The sequence below is a fragment of the Curtobacterium sp. ABR8 genome (assembly GCF_057812125.1).
The window spans coordinates 1626719-1641676 of the sequence record NZ_CM173818.1; the positions used below are offsets into that span (position 1 = coordinate 1626719).

Below are 14958 nucleotides of genomic sequence, written 5' to 3' on the forward strand. Positions count from 1 at the left end.
CAACGAACGCACTCGCCGGCCCGCTGGTCCGTAGCGTGTAGGGGCACCGCTGATGCCCGCGGTGCTGTTCCGTGAAGGAGGCGCCCGCATGACCGACACCGAGACGTCGACGCCCACTCCGAGCACGCCTGGCCCGAGCACGCCCGGCCCGAGCACGCCCGGCGCGGCACGCTCGCTCGTCGCGGTCGGCGGACGGGACACCGACTCCGCCATCGCCTCCCTCGCCGGCATGTACGCGGGGAAGGCCTGGTACTCGCGAGCGCTCGACCAGGACTACTGGTTCAAGTACGTCGGCGTCGGTGACGAGCACCTGAGCATCCGGCGCTCGCAGATGCACGGGTACCTGCGCGGTGACGTCGCCACCGAGGGCGAGGTCGTCGTGCAGTGGCTCGAGCGCGGCGAGGCCCGGGTCGACGTCGGCGGTGACGAGGTGCGGATGCGCCCCGGTGTGCCGACCTTGTTCCCCGTCGAGCGCCGGTTCGAGATGGAGTACCAGGACTGGGACCAGCGCCTGGTGCACCTGCGCCGCGACCTGGTGCTCGACGTCGCCGCCGAGCGCCACCTGGTCGACGGCACCATGACCTTCGACCGCTTGACCGAACCCGGCGCCGAGGCGGTCGCGCAGTGGCGGACGTCGGTCGCCGGAGCCCTGCGCGCCCTCCGTGAGCACGGCGACGGCTCGCTCGCCTGGCACGAGGCGCAGCGCGACGTCGCGCGGGCACTGCTCCGGATGTACCCGCTGCAGGCCGAGCGGTTCCCCGCGGGCTACAGCACACGGAGCGACGGACGTCTGCGCGCCGCGGTCGAGTACGTCCAGGCACACGCGCACGAACCCCTGACGGTCTCCGACGTCGCCCAGGCCGCCGGTCTGAGCGTCCGCGGGATCCAGGAGTCGTTCCAGCGGGCATTCGAGCGCTCGCCGATGACCTACCTGCGCGAGGTCCGGCTGGGGCGCGTGCGCGAGGAGCTGCGCACGCTCGACCCGTCGACGACCTCGGTTGCCGACGTCGCGCGGCGGTGGGGCTTCGCGCACCTGGGTCGGTTCGCTGCGGCGTACGCGGCCCGGTTCGGGGAGTACCCGCGGGAGACGTTGCGGCGCTGAGCGGGATCAGTCCTGCTGGGGCTGTTGCGGCTGTTGCTGTTGCGCGAGCTTGCTGTGCTTCCGGGAGTACCCGAAGTACACGCCCAGGCCGATCGCGAACCAGATCGCGAAGCGCACCCACGTCTCCCACTGCAGGAACGTCACGAGCCACAGCGACGCGATGACGCCGATGATCGGGATGACCGGCATGAACGGCAGCCTGAACTGGCGGTCGAGGTCGGGCTGCCGGTAGCGGAGCACGATCACGGCGGAGCAGACCACCACGAACGCGAGCAGGATGCCGATGTTCGTGAGCTCGGCCACGACGCCGATCGGCAGGACGCCCGCCAGGATCGCCGACGCGATGCCGAGGATCCAGGTCACGCGGGTCGGGACGTGGCGCTTCGGGTCGGTCTTCGCGAACCACTTCGGCATGAGGCCGTCGCGGCTCATCGAGAACCAGACGCGGCTGGCGCCGAGCATGAAGGTGACGAGCACCGTGACGATGCCGACGATGGCGCCGATCGCGATGACGTTCGCCACCCCGCCGAGCCCGACCGAGGCGAACGCCGACGAGAAGCCCGAGGCCGGGTCGATGTCGGTGTACTTCTGCATGCCGGTCAGCACGAGGGTCGCCAGCACGTACAGGACCATCGAGATGCCGAGCGACAGCAGGATCGCCTTCGGCATGTGCTTGCGGGCGTCGGTCGACTCCTCGGCCGCGGTGGACATGGCGTCGTAGCCGAACACCGCGAAGAACACGGTCGCGGCACCGGTCATCACGCCGCCGAAGCCGAACGGGAAGTAGGGGGAGTAGTTCGCGCTGTTGATGTGGAACACGCCGAGCACGACGATGAGCACGACGAGTGCGACCTTGATGCCGACGGCGACGAACTCGAAGCGGGCGGCGCTGCGGATGCCGCGGGTGAGCACGAACGCGGTGACGAGGCACAGGATGATCGCGAAGACGTCGATCACGTGGCCGTCGCCGGTGCCGGGCGCGCCGAGCATCCAGGCGGGTAAGTCGATGCCGAACTGGCCCACCAGGAAGCCGACGTACCCCGAGATGCCGATCGCGACCACTGCCACGATCGCGGTGTACTCGAGCAGCAGGTCCCAACCGATGAACCACCCGACGATCTCACCGAGGACCGCGTAGCCGTACGTGTACGCACTGCCGGCCTTCGGGATCAGGCCGGCGAACTCGGCGTACGACAGCGCTGCCGCGGCACTCGCGACGCCGGCGACCAGGAAGCTGATGAGGACCGCGGGACCGGCGACGCCGTTGGCCACGGTGCCGGCGAGGGTGAAGATCCCCGCGCCGATGATGCCGCCGATGCCGATCGCGGTGAGCTGCCAGAGGCCGAGGTGCCGTTTCAGGCCACCCTCGGCTCCGGTGTCGTCATCGATCGTCTCGATGGGCTTCCGTCGGAAGAGCGTGCGTGTCGTCGTCGTCACCCGCCCATGGTGCACCCTGCGGCGGTCGCGTGTCCGTCCCGGCCGGGCGGGCCCGCACCCCGCAGGCCGACCGCAGCCGCGCGGCGTACACATGACCCCATGCGCCACCCGAAACGGATCGAACCCGGCCCCGGACAGGAATCGGTCTGGGACTACCCCCGCCCGCCCGCCGTCGAGCCCGTCACCGCCCGCGTCGTCGTCCGGTTCGGCGGCGCCGTCGTAGCCGACACGACCGATGCGGTGCGGGTCCTGGAGACCTCGCACCCGCCGGTGTACTACCTGCCGATGGCGGACCTCGACCTCCGCCCCGCCCAGGGGTCGAGCATGTGCGAGTTCAAGGGCCGTGCGCGGTACTTCGACGTGGTCGGCGGGGACGGCACCGTCGCGAGCCGTGCCGCGTGGAACTACCCGACGCCCGAGCCCGGCTACGAGTCGCTCCGGGACCGCGTCGCGATCTACCCGTCGGCGATGGACTCGTGCGAGGTCGGCGGTGAGGTCGTGCAGTCGCAGGACGGCGACTTCTACGGCGGCTGGATCACGTCGGACGTCGTCGGCCCGTTCAAGGGGGCGCCGGGCACGCTCGGCTGGTGAGCCGTCGCTCCGCGGGTGACCTGCGTCAGCGGTTCGCGTAGGGCGACCAGAACGGCGGCGGGAACGCGCCGGCGGTCGCGATGACCAACAACTGCCAGACGATCATGACCAGCCCGGCCGCACCGATGACGATGCCGATCCACGCCCAGACCTGCACCGCCCGGCGACGGCGGCCGGCGATCGTGATCGCGCGCCAGCCGCTCAGCACGCAGACGATGCCGAACGCGGCGCCGAGCAGGACGTGCCGGACCGTGCCCTGCGCCGGCACGATGATGCCGAGGTAGAACGCGACCGGTCCGAGCAGCACGGCGAAGGTCGCGGGGGCTGCTGGCGGTTCGTGGTCCCGAGCGGGTGCTCCCATGCGTCTGAATCTACCGAGCGGGCCGCGTTCCGTACACGCCCGAGCGCCGTCGTCCGGGAGCGGGCACCATGGAGGCATGCGTTCCTTCCTCCGCGTCCTGCTCGGCCTGGCGCTCGTGTTCGCCGGCACGAGTCACCTCACCTTCGCGCGCAAGGAGTTCACGGCCCAGGTGCCGGAGTTCGTGCCGTTGTCGGAGGACACGACCGTGCTGGCTTCGGGCGTCGCGGAGATCACCCTCGGTTCGGCGCTCGTCCTCGCTCCGAAGCCGGCTCGGCGCTTCGTCGGTTCCGTCGCTGCACTGTTCTTCACGGTGATCTTCCCGGGCAACCTGTCGCAGTGGGTGAACCGCCGCGACGCCTTCGGACTCGACAGCGACGAGAAGCGGGTCGCGCGCCTGTTCGGTCAGCCGCTCCTCATCGCCGCTGCCCTCTGGTCCACGCGCGGCCGGCGGTCCTGATGGACGCGCCCGCCCGGTCGTCCGGCCCGGCCGACGTCGGCCCGGTTCCCGGGTCGAGTCCGGAGTCGGTCCGAGGGTCGGTTCCGGGTTCGGCTCTCGATCCGCTCGGGTCGGCTCCGGCACGGTTCGGACGGGAGGCCCGCCACCCGCTGGCTGGACGCCGCCGCGTCGCCGACATGGTCGCCTCCATCGCCCTGCTCGTCGTGCTGACGCTCGAAGCGTTGGCAGCGGGCTGGGGCATCAAGCTCATGTCGTTGGCGTTCGTGTCGTGCGCCGCCCCGGGGAACACCTGCAACGTGGGGCTGGGCGACTCGGTCGTGACCGTCGGGCCGATCCTGATCGCGCTGGTGCTGGTCGCCTCGATCGTGGTGTGCATCCTGCGGCTGGTGCGGCGTCGGCTGGCGTGGCCGGTCGTGCTCGTGGGGATGGCGGCGGTGGTGGCCGTGTTCTTCGCGGCGCTGCTGCTCATCGAGAGCTCGGTGACGCACGGCATCTGACCGGCGCTGCCGTCCCGAGGTTCCGAGTCGTCCCGAGGTTCCGAGTATTCCCGAGTCGTCCCGAGGTTCCAAAATCTCGGCATGTCGGCGTTCCATTCGTCGAGATCTGGAACCTCGGCGATCAGCGTGCGGCATGTCGTGGAACCTCGCCGAGCCGGTCAGATCCGGACTGAAGGCTCGTCCAACGTCGTTATCGCGCTGGTCGAAGTCGGTCGGCTCGCGGCCTCAAGGTCGTCCTCCACAGATGGCTGCGGCGGCGAGGTTGTCCACAGATGCACACGATGGTCGTCGGTGAGCGGGTGGTGTTCGCGACGCTGGGGGCATGCCTGACACCGACACCCTCGACCGCCTGATCCGAACCCCTGTCCGCACCGACGACGACGTCGTCCAACTCGTCGCCGCCCTGGTTGACCGCCCGGTGCGCCGGCAGTGCTGGGTGGTGTTCCTCGACGAACTCGGGATGTCGATCCCGTTCCTGCTGCCCATTGCCGACCTGCCGTACCAGCCGGACGAGCACGTCAACGACTTCGCGTCGTTGATCTCCGAGATCGTCGGGCAGCTCGGCGCGGTCGACGTGGTGCTCGCGTGGGAGCGGCCGGGCGTCGACCGGGTGCACCCGGTCGACTGGGAGTGGGTCGACGCGTGCGCCTGCGCCCTCGACGAGCACGCGATCCGGCTGCGTGCCCAGGTGATCGTCCACGACGGCGGTGCCGCGATGATCGAACTCGACGAGCATGACCAGGAAGCGGCGTGACCGTCGGGCCCGGTGGTCTCGTGACTGGTCAGCCCTGTGGCGCGGTGTCGGGCACGGTCTCGCCCGTCAGCCCCTCGACGACGGCCTTGGCCGCGGGCCAGGACTTCGCGTAGTGCTCGGGGTCCGAGTTGATCTGCACCGCGTGCGCCATCTGCGTCGGCGTCATCGTCTTCCAACCGGGCACCTTGACGAGCTTCGCGTAGAACATCGACGCCGCCGTGTACGGGTCCATCCGCTGCTCGTACGTGCCCCAGGCGCCGTTGTCGCGCTGCTGGAACAGGCCGCGGCTGTCCGGGCCGGCGGCGTCGCCGTGGTCCAGGTTCACCAGACTCGACTCGCCGATCGCCGTCATGACCCCGACGGCCTGGGTGTGCGGCCCGATGCCGAGCGCTTTCGCGGCCTGGATCACGGACGCAGCGTTGACCAGGCGGTCCTGGCAGAAGCCCGCGATGGGACCGGCGGGGACGACCATGCCACCGACGGTCTTCGAGGCGACCTTCGGGCACGTGGGGGTGGCGTCGGCGGCGCTGGACTTCGCGATCCCGGCGATCGAGTTGACCGCGATGACGACGAGCACCACGACCCCGATGCCGACGACCACGATGCCGGCGCCGAACACCGACGCGAGCGTGATGCCGACACGGCGCATGACGGGACCTCTCGACGGACGGGGCGGGGCAGGCGGAGCACGACGAGCGTACGGGCGCCGCCTGGGAACCGCACCCGCCCGATCGGGGGCCGCGGTCGCGTGCTGACGGTCCTGGTTCGCCGAACGCGGGGTTCGGGAACCAGGACCGTCAGCGGCAACACGAGCTTCGGCCCGACGTCAGCTTCGGCCCGACGTCAGCTCCTTCCCGACGTCAGCGGCGGCGTCGGCGTGACCTGCTCCGACCCCATCCGCCAGCGGAGAGCGAGACGAGCGCGATGGCCGCGATGACGATCGTCCAGATGACGGCGGTCGCGTCCATCAGACGTCGCGGTGGTCGTGCGGCGGGTGCTGCACCTTCGTCGGTTCGGTGACCAGGCCGGTCGGGGCCTTCTCCGGCTGCTTGCGGCCGTGCGTGAACCACGTCACCGCCCACAGCACCACGCCGAGGGCCAGCAGTGCGCCGGCGATCTGGTACTGCTGCGGGTCACGTCCGGACGAGAACGGCAGGACGAGCCACAGGCAGGTGATGATGCCGATGACGGGGATGATCACGCCGGCACGGAAGTGCTTGTGGTCGACCTTGTCGCGGCGGAGCACGAGCACCGTCAGGTTCACGACGGCGAACACGGTGAGCAACAGGAGTGACGTCGTGCCACCGAGGACGACCACGATCGGGGAGTCCGGGTCGAGCGAGACCCAGCCGATGAGCAGCAGGGAGATCGCGGTGGTGAAGACGATCGCGTTCGACGGGGTGCGACGGGCGGGGGAGATGCGGGCCAGGAAGCCCGGCAGCACGCCCTGCTTGCTCATGCCGTACAGCAGGCGGGACGCCATCATCATGTTGATCAGGGCGGTGTTGGCCACGGCGAACATCGAGATGAACGGCAGCAGGTCGGCGATCGGGAAGTCCGGCGCCGCGGTCTGCACGACGGTCACGAGCGGGGTCTCGTTGCCGGCGAGCTCACCGATCGGCACGACGGCGACGGCGCAGATGGACACGAGCGTGTAGATCACGGCCGTGATGCCGAGGCCGGTGAGCATGACCTTCGGGAAGATCCGCGAGGGGTCCTTGGTCTCCTCGGCCATGTTCACCGAGTCCTCGAAGCCGACCATCGCGAAGAACGCCAGCGACGTCGCCGTGGAGATCGACATGAGCAGGGTCTTGTCCTCGGGGGTCTCGAACATGACCACGCGCGAGAAGTCCGCGTTGCCGCCCGCGATGGCCCAGAAACCGATGAGGATCACCATGACGAGACCGGACAGCTCGACCAGGGTGAGGACGACGTTCGTCTTCACGCTCTCGCTGACGCCGCGGAAGTTGATCGCCATCACCGCGAGCATGAAGCCCATGGCGATGAGCATCACGACGACGTTCGGCAACTCGAGGCCGAACCCGACGCCGAGGTTGGCGGCGAACGCGCGCGACGCCGTCGACGCCGAGGTGATGCCGGAGCACATCACGATGAAGGTCACGATGAAGGTGATGAAGTGGACGCCGAACGCCTTGTGCACGTAGAGCGCAGCGCCCGCGGTCTGCGGGTACTTCGTCACGAGTTCCAGGTACGAGAACGCCGTCAGCAGGGCGACCGCGAAGGCGATGAGGAAGGGGAGCCACGCTGCTCCTCCGACCTCTGCCGCGACCTGACCGGTGAGCGCGTAGACACCCGTCCCCAGGATGTCGCCGACGATGAACAGCAGCAGGAGCTTGGGACCGATGACCCTGCGGAGCTCGGGCTGCTCCTGCTGTGGTCGGTCCGTCTTGGTGGTGGCCATGCGTCACCCTTGCGCGCGGGACGCCTTGCTGTCTAGTCCCACAGGAAGGTTTCTCGCGATCGCAACACGGTCGCTCGGCGACGGATACTCTCCGGGCCATGGACCACGAGTCGAACACCACCGAAGAGCCCGTCGAGTTCGCCGACTTCAACGCGAAGCTGCTGGTGCTCGACGTCCTCTGCTACGACCTCGACGTCCTCGACCCGTACGACCCGGAGACCGCCGACGAGACGGACGAGGACCTCGACGTGGACGGCCAAGACGACCGCGCCCGCGAGTACTACGACGACCTGGAACTCCTGCCGTCGCACCTGTCGCTCGTCACGGAGCTCACCGTCGACACCGACCTCGAGGTGCTCCAGGACGTGCACCCCGGGTGGGAGGGCTCCGACGACCGCTTCGACCCGCAGAACTGGGACGACGTCCTCGACCTGCCGGCACTCCGCACCGTGTACGCCGCGGCACCGCTGCTAGCCCACGTCGCCGAGGCCCTGGCCGCGAAGGGCATCGAGGTCCGCTCGGCCTGAGCGGAGGAACCGGCACGGGCTAGCGGTCCAGCGCTCGCAGCTGCTCGGTGAACTGCGTCGCGCCGCCCTGCGCCGGGTGCCGGACGGCGATCGCCTCGATGCCGGCCAGCGCGAGCGCACCCTGGGCCTTCCGCCCCACGGCGACGACCCGGACCCGGTCGACGCCGCCGAGTGCCTCGAGCAGTGCGAGGGCGACGGGTGCTCCCGAACGCACCTCAGCCGGACGAGGTGTGCGGTTCGTCAGGCGGTCCGGGGTGACGAACGGGTGGTGCGGGAAGATCGCCCACGCCACGGGCAGCGGTCCGGTCCAGTCGGACAGCGCAGCCTGCACGACGCGCGAGGACGCCTCCCACGGTGCCGTCGGCTCAGGAGGTGCGGAGTACCCGGGGCCGAGCTCGCGCATGCTCGTGAACGGGATGCCGGTGTTCGTCATGCCGCGCCACCCGGGCGCCTCGGCCACGAGCAGGGTGTCCGCCGCCGGCCCGAAGCGCTCCAGGTACCGCTGCAGGTTCGACCGGCGCAGTCGTCCCTCGGCCGAACCGAGGTCGTACAGCGCTTCGGCGTCGGGCTCGACCGGCACGGCGTCGAGCGCCGCCCAGAACGCGTCGAACGCCGTCACCTCACGATCCGATCCGCGACCCGCTGCCGAGCACCCGGCGGTACACGTCCTCGAGGCCCGAAGCCGACCGTTCCCAGCTCAGACGCTCCGCGTGCTCGCGGCCCGCCGAGGCCAGCCCCGCCGCGTACCCGGAGTCCGTCAGGATCCGCTCGATCTCGGCAGCCCACACCGACGGCTCACGGGACTCGAGCACGACGCCCGTCTCCCCGTCGACCACGGCCTCGCGCAGACCCCCGGCAGCGGCCGCCACGACCGGCACCCCGGACGCCGAGCCCTCCAGCGCCACGAGACCGTACGTCTCGGAATGCGACGGCACGAGCACGGCTGCCGCGCCACGGAACAGGAACGCCAGGTCGGCACGCGACTGCGGCCCGATGAAGGTGACGCGGTCGGCGATGCCACGCGCGGCGGCGAGCCGACGCAGTTCGTCCACGTAGTCACCCGCCTCACTCGAGGCATCACCCGCGATGACCAACGTGGGGCGGGCCTCCTGGCTGATGCCCGCGATCGCCTCGATGGCCAGGTCGAGCCCCTTCAACGGCTGGACGCGAGCCGCTGCGACGACGTAGGGGGTGGCGGCTCGGCGCGCGCCGACGGCCGCGGGGCGGAAGACGGACCCGTCGACCCCGGGCGGCACGATCCAGATGCGCGCGTCGGCACCGCCGAGCCGCGTCCGGACCGTCGAGGCCTCGGCCTCGGACACCACGACGACTGCGTCGGACTCACGGGCCAGCAGCTGCTCGCCCGCGATGCGCCCGGCTGACTCAGGCCGTTCGCCCTCGGACAGCGGTGTCTCGGGGTCGGCCGCGATCGAGTGGAAGGACTGCACGTGCGGGATGCCGCGCTCCCGGGCGACCGGCAGCGCAGCGGCACCGGAGAACCAGTGGTGCGAGTGCAGGACGTCGAACGGCCCCAGCTGCTCGAGCTCGCGCCGGAACGGCTCGATGAACGCGTCGTGCTCGCCCTTCGGCACCGGCTCCGCCGGACCCGCCGACAGGAACCGCAGACACACACCCGGCACGAGCGACACCGAGTCCGGCTGCGTCGGCGCCGAACGCCGCGTGATGATGTCGACGTGGTGGCCACGGTCGGCCAACGCCTCGGCCTGGTGCCGGACGACGACGTTCATGCCGCCGACCTCGCCCGACCCGGGTTCGTCTCCGGGGGAGGTGTGCAGCGACACCAGCCCGATGTGCAGGGGTTCGCTCGTCGTGCTCACCGGTCAACCCTAGCCGCGCGGCCTCCGCTGCGACGGGCGCGCGGGCGCCACCACGACGGGCCGGCGGCCCGCCTCGTCCGCGCGATCGGACGGGAGGCGCGGATCGCCTCCCAGGATCTGCACGCGCTGGTCGCCGTGTCGCTCCCAGAACGCCGCCGTCCAGGCACAGAGGGCGCCGTCGAGCAGGTCCTCGCGGTGCTTGTGCGTCGGACCGTGCAGCACCGACGGGTCGGCGAGCCGCGCTGTCAGCGGGTGCGAGTCGAGCAGCAGCGCCGGGTCGAGCGGCGTCTCGCGCAGCCGCCGGACGAGCTCGTCGAACGCCTCGGCGCGACGGGCACGTGCCTCGGCAGCGGGGATCCGGAGGTCGAGTCGCTTGTAGCGGGGACGTTCCACGTCGTAGCCGAGCTCCTCCACCCCGACGAGCGTCGTGTAGGGGTAGCACTCGAACACCGCCGGCCCGGTCCTGTCGTGCATCGATGCGGTGTCGGACACGTAGTCGACGCCGAGCTCGGTGAGCCGGTCGAGCAGGTGGGCGCCGGCGCTCGCCGCGGAAGCCTGGTTCGTCGGGTTCGCCGCGACCTTCCACCGGCCGTACCGCTGCCCGACCTGCCGTTCCGCTTCGCGGATGCCCGTCGGGTTCGTCACCACGAGTGAGGCGTCGACCGCGATGAGCGACCGCGGCCCGAGGTGTGCCGCGATCCAGTCGGCGACGTCGTCGACCCCGCGGGCCCATCCGGCATCGGTGATCGTGCCGTCGGACTCCATCGCGACCAGTCCGGTCTCGTTCGGGGCGCGGCTCGCGGTGCCGAGCCCCCACGCCAGGTCCACTCCGAGGTACGCGCTCACTCGTCCATCGTGCACCGAGTACCTTCCGCTGCATGGCGAGCGAAGCGACGACGGTGCGGGTACCCGGGCCCGACGGGGACCGCGAGGTCCGGATCAGCAGTCCATCGCGCGTGCTCTGGCCGGACGCCGGGATCACGAAGCTCGACCTCGCCGAGTACCTGGTGACCGCGGGCGACGCCTTCGTCCGGGCCAACGGCGACCGGCCCATCTCGCTGCAGCGGTTCCCCGGCGGTGTCGACGGCGAGCAGTTCTTCTCGAAGAACCCGCCGAAGGGCGCCCCGGACTACGTGCGATCGGTCACGGTGACGTACCCGAGCGGCCGGAAGCACCCGCAGCTCGTGGTCGACGAGCCGGCCGTGGCGGTGTGGGCGGCGCAGATGAACACCGTGGTCTTCCACCCCTGGGCGTCGCGCGCCGAGGACAGCGACCACCCGGACCAGCTCCGCATCGACCTCGACCCGCAGCCCGGCACGGACTTCTCGGACACGGTGCCGGTGGCGCAGGAGCTCCGGAAGGTCCTGGCGGAAGCGGGCCTGACGGCGTGGATCAAGACGAGCGGCAACCGCGGTCTGCACGTGTTCGCCCCGATCGCCCCCGAGCACGAGTTCCTCGACGTCCGGCACGCCGTGATCGCCGCCGCACGCGAACTCGAACGGCGGATGCCCGACCGGGTCACGACGGCGTGGTGGAAGGAGGAGCGGGGCCAGCGGGTCTTCGTCGACTTCAACCAGGCGAACCGCGACCGCACGATGGCCGGTGCCTACAGTCCGCGGGCGCTGGCGCACGCTGCGGTGTCGACGCCGATCACGTGGGACGAACTGCCGACAGCCGACCCGACGACGTTCACGATCCGGACGGTCCCGGAACGTCTGGCGACGATCGGTGATCCGTGGCAGGCGATGCACGACGAGCACGCGAGCATTGCCACGCTGCTGGAGTGGTGGGAGCGCGACCTGGAGAACGGCGAGGGCGAGCTGCCCTTCCCGCCGGACTTCCCGAAGATGCCCGGTGAACCACCGCGCGTGCAGCCGTCGCGAGCGAAGAAGCCCTGACCCGGGCCAGCGCGACCCGTCAGACGGCGGGCAGCGTGTCCGTCGACCGATCCGGGTCGTCGACACGCGACGTCTGCAGGGGCAGTCCGACGCTCGCCGTGTGCAGGCGGGTCAGCCGCGACCAGGTGCCGCGGTGCGCGTCGCTGATGCCGTCGACGATCACGAGCCCAGACCGATCGTGACCAGGGCGAGCGCCGTGGCGGTCACGCCGGCGATGGCGCTGATGACCGCACTGAGCTGGAGGGTGCGCTGGCGGCGTGCCTCGCGCACCTCGGTGAAGGGGTTCCGCTGCGAGTGGCGGACAAGCGTGCTGGTGCTCATGTCGATCCGCTTTCGATCCTGGGGCTCCCGGGATGGGTGCCTCGTGCTGCTGAGCACCATGCTGGCAGTGCGTCGCTAGTTTGCCTAACTACTTTCCTGCTGGTGCCGCGAACACGTCGAAAAACGGACAACGAGGCGTCAGGACAGGACATCCCGCAGGTCGTACGCGGAGGGCACCTCGAGCTGGTCGAAGCCGCACGACTCCGCGTCGCGGTCCGGGCGCCACCGCTCGAACTGCACCGTGTGCCGGAAGCGGTCGCCCTCCATCTGGTCGTACCGGACCTCGAGCACGACCTCCGGCGCCAGCCGGACGAACGACGTGTCGCGACCCGACGAGAAACGCGACCGTTCCCCGTCGCCGGTGACGGGCCTCCCGTCCGCATCGCGGAGCACGACGGGCTCGAGCTCGTCGACCAGGGCGAGCCGGCGCTTGTCGGAGAAGGCGGAGACGCCGCCGACCTGGCGGAGCTCGCCGTCGTCGCCGTACAACCCGACGAGCAGCGACCCGACCCCCGAACCGCTCTTGTGCACGCGGTACCCGATCGCGACGACGTCCGCTGTCCGGTGGTGCTTGATCTTGAGCATCGTCCGCTTGCCCGGCTCGTACGGCTTGGCCCGGCGTTTGGCGACGACACCGTCGAGTCCGGCGCCCTCGAAGGTGGTGAGCCACTCGCGGGCCTGTCCGACGTCGAGCGTGGTGCGCGTGACGAACAGCGGGTCGGACATGCCGCTGGCGAGCTGCTCGAGGCGTTCGCGTCGCTCGTCGAACGGCAGGTCGACCAGTTCGTCGCCGTCCGCCGCGAGCAGGTCGAACGCCACGAACTGTGCCGGCGTCTCGGCGCTGAGCTTCGCGATCCGCGACGCCGCTGGGTGGATGCGTTGCGACAGCGCCTCCCAGTCGAGGCGTTCGGCTCCGGGCTCGCCGGAACGCAGGATCACCTCGCCGTCGAGCACCACCGGGTGGTCGCGGCCACCGAACTGGGCGCGGAACGCCTCGACGAGTTCGGGGAAGTAGCGGGTGAGCGGTTTCGCCCCGCGGCTGCCGATCTCGACGTCGTCGCCGTCGATCGTCACGATGCCGCGGAAGCCGTCCCACTTGGGTTCGTACCGCAGGCCGCCGGTCACGCTGTCGGGGTCCGGGACGTCGGCGACGGCCTTGGCCAGCATCGGTGCGATCTCCATGCGCCCTGTCTACTCGGGCGCGGGTTGGGCTTGCGTGGGCGGGGAGTGCGCTTCGTGAGCAGGAATGGTCGGGTCCGGCGCGACGACTCGACCATTCCTGCTCACGAAGTGCGGCCGGGAGGCCCGGCTCGCCCTGGGCGGATCGGCGCGCGTCAGTAATGTGGTGCGGGTGACGACCGTGCCCCCGTCGGCAGTGCCGGCTCCGGAACCGATCAGCCCCGTGCAGGCCGCCGCGCTCCGCGACGGCGTCCTGCCGCCCGTCGAACAGGTGCGGGCGGGCACCTGGACCTTCGCGGTGCCGTTCCGGTTCGGTGTGCCCGACGCGACCCTGGTCTACGCGGTCGAGGGGGCGGACGGCTCGCTCGCGCTGATCGACCCCGGGTGGTCGGCCGACGGCGGGGTCGACGAGGTCCGCGCCGCACTGTCGACGATCGGTCGGTCGCTCGACGACGTGTCCCTGGTGGCCGTCACGCACCTGCACGCCGACCACCTCGGCGCCGCCGCTGCGATCCGCCGAGCGACCGGTGCGCGGGTCGCGATGCACGGGCTCGAGGTCGAGGCGCTGGACCGCGAGCGCACCGACGCCGTGCAGAACGACGCCGACATCGCCACGTGGGGCCTGCCGCCCGAACTGCACGACGGCGTCGTCGCGGCCTGGGGAAGCGGGCGACGGATCGGGCTCGGGCGGAGCGAGGCGCCGTACGCCGACCTGCTGCTGGCGGACGGCGACGTGCTGCCGATCCCCGGTCGCACCATCCGGACGCTCTGGACGCCCGGACACACCGCCGGGCACGTGTGCTTCGTCGACGAGGCCGACGGACTGTTGTTCACCGGCGACCACGTGCTGCCGCGGATCAACTCCGGGATCGGCCTCGGCGGTCGGACCGCCACGAACCCGCTCGGCGACTACCTGGCGTCGCTCGGCCGACTCGACGTGTACGCCGGGCTCGAGGTCTGCCCGGGCCACGAGTACCGGTTCACCGACGTCGTCGCCCGCGCACGGACGCTGGCGCGGCACCGCGAGGAACGGTCACGGCACGTCGCCGAGGCGCTCGACGTGCTCGACCGGCCCACGCTGTTCGAGGTCGCCGCGCGCGTGCCGTTCAGCGGCGGGATCGAGTCGATGACCGGGTTCCTGCTCGCGAGCGCGCTGACGCAGACGGCGTTCCACGCGGAGCTGCTCGGACGTTCCGACGAGATCCGTCCCGCCTGATCGTTCCTCCACAGCCGTGTGGGTGACCGCCTGTCTGCACAGGTCGGCGCCACCCGCGTGATCCACGAACGGTGCTTTGGAAGACTCGTGTCGAGGCCAGGATTTCTAGTGGCCCTTGATGGATCTGACTAGAAGGGCTTGATATCGTGGTGCGAGCTGTTCAGCACCGGGCCGTCACGACGTTCCTCCGGCATCGGGGGTGGTGGTTGGACCGAACCCGAGGGAGCCACGAGGTCTGGCGCGGACCCGACGGTGGTCGCCTCGTCGTACCGAGGCACCGAGAGCTGAGCCCCGGCGTGGTGCGGCAGGTGCTCAGGATCTTCCCGGATGCACCGGACAGCTGGCGATGAACGGAGGC

The 14958-nt window shown here is 70.8% G+C and carries 19 protein-coding genes; 9 read left to right on the forward strand and 10 right to left on the reverse strand.

Features of this window, described 5'->3' with window-relative positions:
• Positions 1 to 88 precede the first annotated feature (88 nt).
• Positions 89 to 1102: a helix-turn-helix transcriptional regulator gene (locus ACXKZB_RS07870; RefSeq protein WP_488825559.1), complete on the forward strand. Its 1014-nt coding sequence runs from the start codon at positions 89 to 91 to the stop codon at positions 1100 to 1102.
• A gap of 6 nt (positions 1103 to 1108) precedes the next feature.
• On the opposite strand, the gene ACXKZB_RS07875 is transcribed toward ACXKZB_RS07870, so the two are convergent.
• Entirely contained in the window at positions 1109 to 2539 is a 1431-nt protein-coding gene (locus ACXKZB_RS07875) for an amino acid permease (protein ID WP_488825560.1), read from the reverse strand.
• A gap of 99 nt (positions 2540 to 2638) precedes the next feature.
• Here ACXKZB_RS07875 and ACXKZB_RS07880 point away from each other — a divergent pair, with 99 nt between their 5' ends.
• A complete protein-coding gene (locus tag ACXKZB_RS07880) occupies positions 2639 to 3130 on the forward strand; it encodes a DUF427 domain-containing protein (protein WP_123313014.1) in 492 nt (163 codons plus the stop codon).
• A 25-nt stretch (positions 3131 to 3155) separates the two neighbouring features.
• On the opposite strand, the gene ACXKZB_RS07885 is transcribed toward ACXKZB_RS07880, so the two are convergent.
• Positions 3156 to 3491, reverse strand: coding sequence for a hypothetical protein (locus tag ACXKZB_RS07885; protein ID WP_396290887.1), 336 nt, complete (start codon positions 3489 to 3491; stop codon positions 3156 to 3158).
• 76 nt (positions 3492 to 3567) lie between these two features.
• Between ACXKZB_RS07885 and ACXKZB_RS07890 the strand changes: the two genes are divergently transcribed.
• The 3 genes from ACXKZB_RS07890 to ACXKZB_RS07900 all read left to right on the forward strand — a co-directional run bounded on the left by ACXKZB_RS07890 (position 3568) and on the right by ACXKZB_RS07900 (position 5199).
• Positions 3568 to 3948, forward strand: coding sequence for a DoxX family protein (locus tag ACXKZB_RS07890; protein WP_222660605.1), 381 nt, complete (start codon positions 3568 to 3570; stop codon positions 3946 to 3948).
• Positions 3948 to 4445, forward strand: coding sequence for a DUF6264 family protein (locus ACXKZB_RS07895; RefSeq protein WP_456795997.1), 498 nt, complete (start codon positions 3948 to 3950; stop codon positions 4443 to 4445). The genes ACXKZB_RS07890 and ACXKZB_RS07895 overlap by 1 nt, the downstream gene beginning before the upstream one ends.
• Before the next feature lie 322 nt (positions 4446 to 4767).
• Positions 4768 to 5199, forward strand: a complete 432-nt coding sequence (locus ACXKZB_RS07900) for a hypothetical protein (RefSeq protein WP_488825561.1) — start codon at positions 4768 to 4770, stop codon at positions 5197 to 5199.
• A gap of 28 nt (positions 5200 to 5227) precedes the next feature.
• Here the strand turns inward: ACXKZB_RS07900 and ACXKZB_RS07905 are convergent, their stop codons facing one another.
• Together ACXKZB_RS07905 and ACXKZB_RS07910 are read right to left on the reverse strand one after the other, a co-directional pair.
• Positions 5228 to 5848: a hypothetical protein gene (locus ACXKZB_RS07905; protein ID WP_123313009.1), complete on the reverse strand. Its 621-nt coding sequence runs from the start codon at positions 5846 to 5848 to the stop codon at positions 5228 to 5230.
• Between the two features lie 318 nt (positions 5849 to 6166).
• Entirely contained in the window at positions 6167 to 7621 is a 1455-nt protein-coding gene (locus ACXKZB_RS07910; RefSeq protein WP_222660609.1) for an APC family permease, read from the reverse strand.
• 98 nt (positions 7622 to 7719) lie between these two features.
• On the opposite strand from ACXKZB_RS07910, the gene ACXKZB_RS07915 reads away from it, so the two are divergent.
• Positions 7720 to 8148, forward strand: a complete 429-nt coding sequence (locus tag ACXKZB_RS07915) for a DUF6892 domain-containing protein (RefSeq protein ID WP_488825562.1) — start codon at positions 7720 to 7722, stop codon at positions 8146 to 8148.
• Between the two features lie 19 nt (positions 8149 to 8167).
• On the opposite strand, the gene ACXKZB_RS07920 is transcribed toward ACXKZB_RS07915, so the two are convergent.
• The 3 genes from ACXKZB_RS07920 to ACXKZB_RS07930 are packed head-to-tail and all read right to left on the reverse strand — an operon-like array spanning position 8168 to position 10832.
• Positions 8168 to 8767 carry a uracil-DNA glycosylase gene (locus ACXKZB_RS07920; RefSeq protein ID WP_488825563.1) on the reverse strand — a complete coding sequence of 200 codons (600 nt, stop codon included), beginning with the start codon at positions 8765 to 8767 and terminating at the stop codon, positions 8168 to 8170.
• 1 nt (position 8768) lies between these two features.
• On the reverse strand, positions 8769 to 9986 hold the full coding sequence (locus ACXKZB_RS07925; protein ID WP_123313005.1) for a glycosyltransferase: 1218 nt from the start codon (positions 9984 to 9986) through the stop codon (positions 8769 to 8771).
• Positions 9987 to 9995: 9 nt separating this feature from the next.
• Positions 9996 to 10832: a DUF429 domain-containing protein gene (locus ACXKZB_RS07930; protein WP_488825564.1), complete on the reverse strand. Its 837-nt coding sequence runs from the start codon at positions 10830 to 10832 to the stop codon at positions 9996 to 9998.
• A 32-nt stretch (positions 10833 to 10864) separates the two neighbouring features.
• Here ACXKZB_RS07930 and ligD point away from each other — a divergent pair, with 32 nt between their 5' ends.
• Positions 10865 to 11884, forward strand: coding sequence for a non-homologous end-joining DNA ligase (gene ligD / locus ACXKZB_RS07935; protein WP_488825566.1), 1020 nt, complete (start codon positions 10865 to 10867; stop codon positions 11882 to 11884).
• 19 nt (positions 11885 to 11903) lie between these two features.
• Here ligD and ACXKZB_RS07940 read toward each other — a convergent pair whose 3' ends face one another.
• The 3 genes from ACXKZB_RS07940 to ACXKZB_RS07950 form a co-directional block, all read right to left on the reverse strand.
• Positions 11904 to 12047 (reverse strand): hypothetical protein, encoded by a 144-nt coding sequence (locus tag ACXKZB_RS07940; RefSeq protein ID WP_185021377.1) that lies wholly within the window; start codon positions 12045 to 12047, stop codon positions 11904 to 11906.
• The gene (locus tag ACXKZB_RS07945; protein WP_159573681.1) at positions 12044 to 12205 is read right to left on the reverse strand and encodes a hypothetical protein; all 162 of its coding nucleotides are present in this window, start codon (positions 12203 to 12205) and stop codon (positions 12044 to 12046) included. The genes ACXKZB_RS07940 and ACXKZB_RS07945 overlap by 4 nt, the downstream gene beginning before the upstream one ends.
• Positions 12206 to 12343: 138 nt before the next feature.
• Entirely contained in the window at positions 12344 to 13387 is a 1044-nt protein-coding gene (locus ACXKZB_RS07950) for an ATP-dependent DNA ligase (protein ID WP_488825569.1), read from the reverse strand.
• Positions 13388 to 13556: 169 nt separating this feature from the next.
• Here ACXKZB_RS07950 and ACXKZB_RS07955 point away from each other — a divergent pair, with 169 nt between their 5' ends.
• On the forward strand, positions 13557 to 14600 hold the full coding sequence (locus tag ACXKZB_RS07955) for an MBL fold metallo-hydrolase (protein WP_488825571.1): 1044 nt from the start codon (positions 13557 to 13559) through the stop codon (positions 14598 to 14600).
• Between the two features lie 149 nt (positions 14601 to 14749).
• Positions 14750 to 14950 carry a type II toxin-antitoxin system HicA family toxin gene (locus ACXKZB_RS07960; RefSeq protein ID WP_488825870.1) on the forward strand — a complete coding sequence of 67 codons (201 nt, stop codon included), beginning with the start codon at positions 14750 to 14752 and terminating at the stop codon, positions 14948 to 14950.
• The last annotated feature ends 8 nt before the right edge of the window (positions 14951 to 14958 follow it).